This window comes from Desulfofundulus thermobenzoicus (assembly GCF_009428905.1).
Classification (GTDB): Bacteria; Bacillota; Desulfotomaculia; order Desulfotomaculales; family Desulfovirgulaceae; genus Desulfofundulus_A; species Desulfofundulus_A thermobenzoicus.
Window position 1 is genome coordinate 19,620 of sequence record NZ_WHYR01000054.1, and the last position, 8,201, is coordinate 27,820.

Below are 8,201 nucleotides of genomic sequence, written 5' to 3' on the forward strand. Positions count from 1 at the left end.
TATTATATCTTATTTGGGCTTTAAGCGCAAATTATTTTCCGCGTTTTGATTCTGCCATTTTGCCCCGCGATTCTTTGTGATATAATGGTGCCCAGGGGGGATTGGCAGTGGCTTACACTCCAATGATGGAGCAGTATTTGCAGATTAAACAGAATTATCAAGACGCCATCCTCTTTTTCCGTTTGGGAGATTTTTACGAAATGTTCTTTGATGATGCCCTGGTGGCCTCCCGGGAGCTGGAAATCGCCCTCACCGGCCGCGATGCCGGGGCCGGCGGCCGGGTGCCCATGTGCGGTGTGCCCTACCACGCCGCCGACGGTTATATAGCCCGTCTTATTGAAAAGGGATACAAAGTGGCCATCTGCGATCAGGTGGAAGATCCGGCCACAGCCAGGGGCATCGTTAAACGGGAAGTGACCCGGGTGGTTACCCCGGGTACCATCATGGACTGCCTGGAGGAAAAAAGGCATAACTTCCTTGTGGCCGTGGTGGAAGGGGAAGACGGGTACGGTTTGGCGGCGGCCGATGTGACCACCGGCCTGTTCATGGCCACCCGGCTTCCCGGGCGGGAGGAATTGCTGGATGAACTTTCCCGCCTGGAACCGGCGGAAGTGTTGCTGGCCGATACACCCTCCTCCAGGCAGCTGACCGGAACTATTAAAGAACGCCTGCCGAAGACCGCCTTTTCCTTTTGGGACGCCGCTGCCTTTACCCGGCAGGAAGCGGTAAAAAATCTGGAGGGTCGTCTGGGACCCCGGTGGGCCGGTTCCGGCCTGGGTGAACTGCCCGGGGCCTTATTGGCCGCCGGCGGGTTGCTGGCTTACCTGGCGGCCACCCAGAAAAGGGATCTGGCCCAGATCAACCGGGTGCAGGTGTACAGCGGCAGCCAGTACATGCTTATAGATGCCACCACCAGGCGCAACCTGGAATTGACATCCTCCCTGCGGGACGGTTCCCGCTGGGGTACCCTTTTATGGGTGCTGGATCACAGCGTCACGGCCATGGGAGGCCGGTTGTTGAAATCGTGGCTGGAACGCCCCCTGCAAGATGTACATGAAATCAACAAACGGCTGGATGCGGTGGCCGAACTGGTGGCCGATAACCTGAAAAGGGATGAGCTCCACCGTCTGTTGAAAGAAATTTACGATCTGGAAAGGCTGGCCTCCCGGGCCGTCTACGGCAGCGCCCACGCCCGGGATTTACTGACATTGAAAAGTTCCCTGGCCGTTCTTCCGGCACTGCAAAAGTTGCTCTTAACCTTTAAGACGGCCATGTGGGCGGAAATTGTGCGGGAACTGGATTGCCTGGAGGATATCCGGAATCTTTTGGAGGAATCCCTTCACCCCGAGCCGCCTGCCGGTCTGCGGGAAGGGGGGTTGATCCGCCAGGGATACCACCCCGAGGTGGATAGCCTGAGACTGGCCAGCCGGGAGGGGAAAAACTGGCTGGCGCAGCTGGAAGCCCGGGAAAAGGAGCGCACCGGTATCCGTTCCCTGAAGGTGGGCTATAATAAAGTTTTCGGCTATTATCTGGAAGTGACCCGGGCCAATCTGGATCTGGTGCCGGCCCATTACATACGCAAGCAGACCCTGGCCGGGGCAGAGCGTTTTATTACTCCCGAACTCAAGGAAATGGAAGAGAGGATCCTGGGGGCGGAAGAAAGGCTGGTCCGGCTGGAATACGACCTGTTTACGGCCGTCCGGGAGAAGGTGGCCGGTGCGGTGCGCCGTATCCAGCGGACGGCCGGGGCGGTGGCCCGGGTCGATGCCCTTTTTTCCCTGGCCACGGCAGCGGTAAAGGGCAATTATGTGCGTCCGTTGGTGCATACGGGTACCCGCCTGCTGATCCGGGAGGGTCGCCACCCGGTGGTGGAGCGGGTGTTGCCCGGGGGGGAATTTGTGCCCAACGATGTGGATCTGGGGGAGGATACCCGCACCATTCTTCTCACCGGTCCCAATATGGCCGGCAAAAGCACCTATATGCGCCAGGTGGCCCTGCTGGTGCTCATGGCCCAGATGGGCAGTTTTATCCCCGCTTCCCGGGCGGAAATAGGTATTGTGGACCGCATCCTCACCCGGGTGGGAGCCAGTGACGACCTGGCCGCCGGCCGGAGTACCTTTATGGTGGAGATGAGCGAGTGCCAGGTAATAATCAGCTCGGCCACCCCCAGAAGCTTGATCCTGATGGATGAGGTGGGCCGGGGCACCAGTACCTACGATGGTATCAGCATTGCCCGGGCGCTGGTGGAATACATTGTCAACCGCATTGGCGCCCGCACCCTTTTTTCCACCCATTATCATGAACTAACTGACCTGGAATCCCTGCCCGGGGTGAAAAATTTTACCGTACTGGTCCAGGAACAGGAGGATGGGGTGGTTTTTCTGCGCCGGGTCAGGCCGGGCAGGGCCAACCGCAGTTACGGCATTCAGGTGGCCCGGCTGGCCGGCCTGCCGGAAGAGATCTTAAAAAGGGCCCAGGAGATACTGGCCGGTTTGGAGAACCGGCGGCAGGTAACCGGGGTTTCCGGGCGGGAAAGGGAACCGGCCGGTGAACATAAAACGGCCGTTTGGGGCTTCCATCCCATTCTGGCCCAGCTGGCCAAACTCGATCTGTGGCAGATGACACCCCTGGAGGCGTTGAACACCATTGCTTCCTGGCAAAGGGCCTTGAAACAGGATTACGGGCAGCCACCTGCCCGGCAGAGTCAAACCGGTAGGGGGGTGTAACCCTGAAATGTATATTGGCGTAGATGTGGGCGGTACTTATACCGATGCGGTATTGCTGGATCAGGGGCTGGTCCGGGCCATGGCCAAAGTGCCCACCAAAGAAGACCTCCTCTCAACCCTTCTGGAAGCCCTGGATGCCGTCATGCGGGGTGTGTCCGGTGATCTGGTGGAGCGGGTGGTTTTCAGCACCACCATGATTACCAACCTGATTGCCGAAAAAAAGTATGACCCCGTGGGGCTGATTCTAATGCCCGGTCCGGGCCTGTGCCAGAACCTGTACCGTTTCCCCACCCACATGCACGTCATCCAGGGGGCCATTGACTACCGGGGACGGGAAATCCTTCCCCTGAGGATGACCGAAGTGGATGAGGCCGCCGGGGAACTGGCGGCCGGGGGATACAGCAAGGTGGCCATTGTGGGCAAATTTTCCTCCCGGAACAACAGGCATGAAAAGGAAGTGGCCGCCCGGGTGCGCTGGAACTACCCCGACTGGCACCTGGAGCTGGGTCATCAGGTGGCCGGCCAGCTGAACTTTCCCCGCCGGGTGGTGACCACCTATTTGACCTGTGCCACCCGGGAGAAATACCAGTTTTTCGTACGCTCCGTCCAGGAGGCCGTCCGGCAGCGGGGTATCGCCGGGCCGGTTTTCATGCTGAAGGCCGACGGCGGCACACTGCCCCTGGAAAGTTCCCTGGATGTGCCCGTGGAAACCATCTTCAGCGGTCCCGCCGCCAGCACCCTGGGCGTCCAGGCGCTGACACCCCCCGGGGAAACGGCGGTGGTGGTGGATATTGGCGGTACCACCACCGACCTGGCCCTGATTTTAAGCGGGCAGCCGCTGCTGGCTTCCCGGGGCGCCCGGGTGGATGACATGCTCACCCATGTGCGGGCCCTGGCCGTAAAGTCGGTCCCCGTGGGGGGCGACAGCATCGTGGAGCGGGTGGGCCGGGATATCATCGTCTACTCGGAAAGGCTGGGTTCTCCCTATTGTCTGGGCGGCCCCCTGCCCACCCCCACCGATGCTTTGAGGGTACTGGGGTTGACCAACCTGGGTGACGGTGAGAGGGCACGGCGGGCCATGACCATGCTGGGCGACCCCCTGGGCATCAGCGCCGGGGAAGTGGCCGGCCGGGTAATTTCCCTGGTGATTGATACCATTGCCCGGGAAATTGAAGCCATGTTCGCCCGCTGGGAACAGGAACCGGCCTACCGGGTGTGGGAAGTGCTGCAAAAGAAAAAGGTCCGTCCCCGCACGGTGGTGGGAGTGGGCGGCGGGGCGGCCGGTTTTGTTTCCCAGATCGCCGCCCGCATGGGCTGCTACCCGGTGATCCCGCCCTACGCTCCGGTGGCCAACGCCATTGGCACGGCGGTGGCCCGGCCCACCCTGCAGGTAACACTGCGGGCGGATACGGAACGGGGGGTTTACAGCATACAGGAGGAAGGGTATCAGGGTATCCTGGAAAGCAAGGGTTTTAACGAAGAAAAGGCCCTGGCCCTGGCCAGGGATTGGCTGGCCCGGCTGGCTGCCCGCCACGGCCTGGAAGATTGCCTGTCGGACATGGAGGTTACCCGGCGGGAAGTGTTTAATATGGTGCGGGATTGGGTGACGGTGGGGCGGCTGATAGATGTTACCGTCCAGACCAGGCGGGGCATTTTATATCATGTGGGAGCAGGGGGGGAGAACAGTGAAAAGTAAAAAAACGGGCCTGGTTTTCTTTCCGGCCTTTGACTGGGCCATCTCACCCACCCATCCGGAACGGGAGGAAAGGCTTTTATATACCCGGGACCAGATCTTCGAGGAAGGGGTTCTGGACCTGCCCGAAATAGAGGAGTATGCCCCCCGCCTGATCACCATTCACGATGTGGCCCGGGTACATTTCTGTGTTCCCCGGGTGCAGAGCCAGGTTACCGAGGCCCATCTCATTGCCGCCGGTTCGGCCGCCCTCCTGGCCGATGCCGTTATCAGCGGGGAAATTAGAAATGGTTTTGCCCTGGTGCGTCCTCCGGGCCACCACGCCATGCGGGTGGTGCACGGCAACCGGGGTTTCTGTAATATCAACAACGAGGCCATTCTGGTGGAATACCTGCGCCGCCGTCACGGGATCAAACGCATTGCCATTGTAGATTCGGATGTGCACCACGGGGATGGTACCCAGGATATTTTTTATCACGATCCGGACCTTCTGTTCATTTCCTTCCACCAGGACGGGCGGACCATTTACCCCGGCACGGGGTTTCCCAATGAGCTGGGCGGTCCCGGGGCCTACGCCCGGACCATCAACATCCCCCTGCCGCCGGGACTGGGAGATGAAACCTTTCACTACGTGGTGGATAACCTGGTTCTTCCCGTATTAAAAGACTTTCAGCCGGAATTCATCATCAATTCGGCCGGGCAGGACAATCATTATACCGATCCCCTGGGCAGCATGCGCTTTACCGCCGGCGGCTACGCCGAATTTACCCGCAAACTGAACCCCCACCTGGCGGTACTGGAAGGTGGTTACGCTATTGAAACGGCCCTGCCCTACGTCAACCTGGCCATACTGCTGGCCCTGGCCGGCCATGATTATTCCTGTATACAGGAACCCGACTGGCCTGGACGTATGCCTGAAAACCCGGAGAGGGTGGCCCGGGTGCATAAAATGGTGGAGCAGTTGCTAACCGTCTGGCAGAACCGGGACAGGGTGGATTTAGAGAAAATCTTCGGCTCCGGCGATTTCTTCCAGCGCCGCAAGCAGATTTACTATGATACCGATTATATCGAAGAAGAGCAACTGGAAAGGGTGCGCCGCTGCACCCGCTGCCCGGGCTACCTGACCATTGATTCCCGGGCCGATCACGGCTACGGCCGGTCCAACCGGGTGTTTTGCGTATCCGTACCCTTTAATGCCTGTTCCACCTGCCAGTCCGAGGCCTACGATGCTTACGCCGGGGCTAAAAAGATAACCGGATTCCACCATGTTTATATGCAGGATAAATCCACCGACACCTGCCTGGCCTTTGACCGGGAGAAGGGACAGGAATGGGTATCCGAAGGTCCGAAGGTGGGTGATTGATTGTCCCGGATAGTGGTGCTGGACCAGTTTACGGCCAACCAGATTGCGGCCGGCGAAGTGGTGGAAAGACCTGCTTCGGCAGTAAAAGAGCTGGTGGAAAACTCCCTGGACGCCGGTGCCACGGAGATCACCGTGGAAATTACCGCCGGTGGATTGTCCGAGATCACCGTTCGTGATAATGGCTGGGGCATGGATGAGGAAGATGCCCGGCTGGCCCTGCTGCGTCATGCCACCAGCAAAATTCGCGGTGCGGAAGACCTCTTCCGCATTACCACCCTGGGTTTCCGGGGAGAAGCCCTGCCCAGCATTGCCGCCGTGAGCAAATTGACTTTAAAGACCCGTCCCGCCGGTTCCGACCGGGGAACCCACCTGGAGGTGGAAGGGGGGCAGGTGCTTTCCTGTCGCCCGGCCGCCCTGGCTCCGGGGACCATTGTGCAGGTGCGGGATTTGTTTTATAACACTCCAGCCCGGAAAAAGCACCTGAAGTCCGCCGGCACCGAAGGGGGGGCGGTGGGGGATGCCCTTTCCCGCCTGGCCCTGGCCCGGCCGGAGGCAAGCATCCGGTTTATCCATAACCGGCGGGAGATTTTTGCCACCCCCGGTACGGGTAAGCTGCTGGAAGCCCTGGCGGCGGTGATGGGCATGGAGACGGCCCGGCAGATGCTGCCGGTGGAAGACATTTCCCGGGACTGGCTGGCCATCCGGGGCTACGCCGGGCGTCCGGTGCTGCACCGCAGCAACCGCCGCCAGATCATCGTGCTGGTAAACGGCCGTTATGTATACAGCTCCCTGGTGGCCCTGGCGGTGCAGGAGGCCTATCACACCCTGCTGCCGGCCGGTCGCCATCCGGTGGCCGTTATTTCCCTGCAGGTGGATCCGGAACTGCTGGATGTGAATGTTCACCCGGCCAAGCTGCAGGTTCGCCTGGCCCGGGAAAGGGAGGTGGCCGGGGCGGTGACCAGGGCGGTACGGGAGGCCCTGATCAGCACCAGCCTGGTGATCCCGGGTATGCCGGCAGGAGAGGCATATGCCGGGCGGCCGCCGGGGTTACCCTCTTCCGGGCACCGGGGCGATACCCGCAGGGCTGTTCAACCGGGACAAGGGGAAGGTGCCACCATCCCTCCCCTCTTTCCGGCCGCCCTCCCGCCGGCCGGCAGTGTTGAAGATTTTCTTCCACCGGAGAGTCCTGTTTCCCCCGGTCAGTGCCGGGAGCGGGACCGGTATGTAAAGAAAGACATGGCTGCCGCTCCGGAAATCGACTGGCCACCGGCAGGGCAACCCTGCGGGGACGGGTTGCTGGCGGAGGATTTACCCGGTTACAGTTGCCCCGTCTGCCGGGACGGCCGGGAAGGGGAGACCGCTCACGATGCCCCGGTTTCGGGTGAATCCGTTTCAACCTTCCCGCCTCTGCATTATCTGGGACAACTGCCGCCCACCTACCTGCTGGCGGCCGGACCCGGCGGGTTATATATGGTGGATCAGCATGCCGCCCACGAACGGATATTATATGAAAAATATCTATCCGGCATGGCCGCCGGCGGGTTATCCTCCCAGATGCTCCTGCTGCCGGTGAACGTGTTTCTCTCCCACCGGGAAGCAACGCTGCTGGCTGAAAAGCGGGAGTTCCTCACCTCCCTGGGCTTTGTGCTGGATTTTTTCAGCGGTGATACTGTGGTGGTGCGGGGAGTGCCCCTGGATTTTCCGCCCGGGGAAGAGGAATCCTATTTACGGGATATTCTGGCCTATTTAGGGGAACCGGGCCGTTCCCCCTCCCGGGAGGATCTGCTGCACCATCTGGCCGCCCGGACCGCCTGCCGGGCGGCGGTCAAGGCGGGTGCCCTCCTGTCGGAGGCGGCCGCCCTGGCCCTGCTGGAGCAGCTGGCACAGGCACAGAATCCCTATACCTGTCCCCACGGCAGGCCGGCGGTAATCCTGCTCTCCTATCAGGAACTGGCGCAGCGTTTTAAAAGGTAAGAACCCGGTGCGGGGTGATGAGGACGACCACCGTCCGGGTGGTTATGCGCCGCAACCGGAAGGTGATTTTCTTTGACCCCCAATTGCGTGGTGACCACTTCATTAAAGGCCGGTGCATCACTAAAAGAAAGGGCTGTCTGGTTCAGCCGCCGCCTGGGTGTTCCCCTGGTGCCCCGGAAAAAGCTTTCCCTGGAAGCCATTTGTGCCCATTACGGCGTTTCAGGCGTGCTGGTGGTGTCCGCAGACCGGGTTTCTTATTTTTCCGGTGGACGGGAACTCTTTTTTCACCCTGGAATGGCCGTTCTACGTATAAAGGAAATCAAAGCTGGGAAAACTGACCAAATGATCAAAGCTATGGATCTAAAGAGGGGGGATAGCCTGCTGGACTGCACCCTGGGGCCGGGTGTGGATGCCCTGGTGGCCGCCTGGGTGGTGGGGGAAGAGG

Annotated in this window: 4 protein-coding genes and 1 pseudogene; all 5 read left to right on the forward strand. The window is 60.6% G+C overall.

Going from position 1 to position 8,201, the window contains the following annotated elements; all coding sequences use genetic code 11:
• Window positions 1-107: 107 nt before the first annotated feature.
• Window positions 108-2,726: a DNA mismatch repair protein MutS gene (gene mutS / locus GFC01_RS15210; protein ID WP_341474031.1), complete on the forward strand. Its 2,619-nt coding sequence runs from the start codon at window positions 108-110 to the stop codon at window positions 2,724-2,726.
• A 7-nt stretch (window positions 2,727-2,733) separates the two neighbouring features.
• On the forward strand, window positions 2,734-4,422 hold the full coding sequence (locus GFC01_RS15215) for a hydantoinase/oxoprolinase family protein (RefSeq protein WP_152948019.1): 1,689 nt from the start codon (window positions 2,734-2,736) through the stop codon (window positions 4,420-4,422).
• Window positions 4,388-5,782, forward strand: coding sequence for a histone deacetylase family protein (locus GFC01_RS15220; RefSeq protein ID WP_152948020.1), 1,395 nt, complete (start codon window positions 4,388-4,390; stop codon window positions 5,780-5,782). Before GFC01_RS15215 ends, GFC01_RS15220 begins: the two co-directional genes overlap by 35 nt.
• Window positions 5,783-7,756 (forward strand): DNA mismatch repair endonuclease MutL, encoded by a 1,974-nt coding sequence (gene mutL / locus GFC01_RS15225; RefSeq protein ID WP_152948021.1) that lies wholly within the window; start codon window positions 5,783-5,785, stop codon window positions 7,754-7,756.
• Between the two features lie 72 nt (window positions 7,757-7,828).
• A pseudogene (locus GFC01_RS15230) lies at window positions 7,829-8,201 on the forward strand (class I SAM-dependent methyltransferase); the annotation flags it as partial.

Excerpts from the sequence above, each read along its gene's own strand:
- GFC01_RS15215 (WP_152948019.1), top strand. The coding sequence starts at position 2,734 with ATGTATATTGGCGTAGATGTGGGCGGTACTTATACCGATGCGGTATTG.
- GFC01_RS15220 (WP_152948020.1), top strand. The coding sequence starts at position 4,388 with ATGTGGGAGCAGGGGGGGAGAACAGTGAAAAGTAAAAAAACGGGCCTG.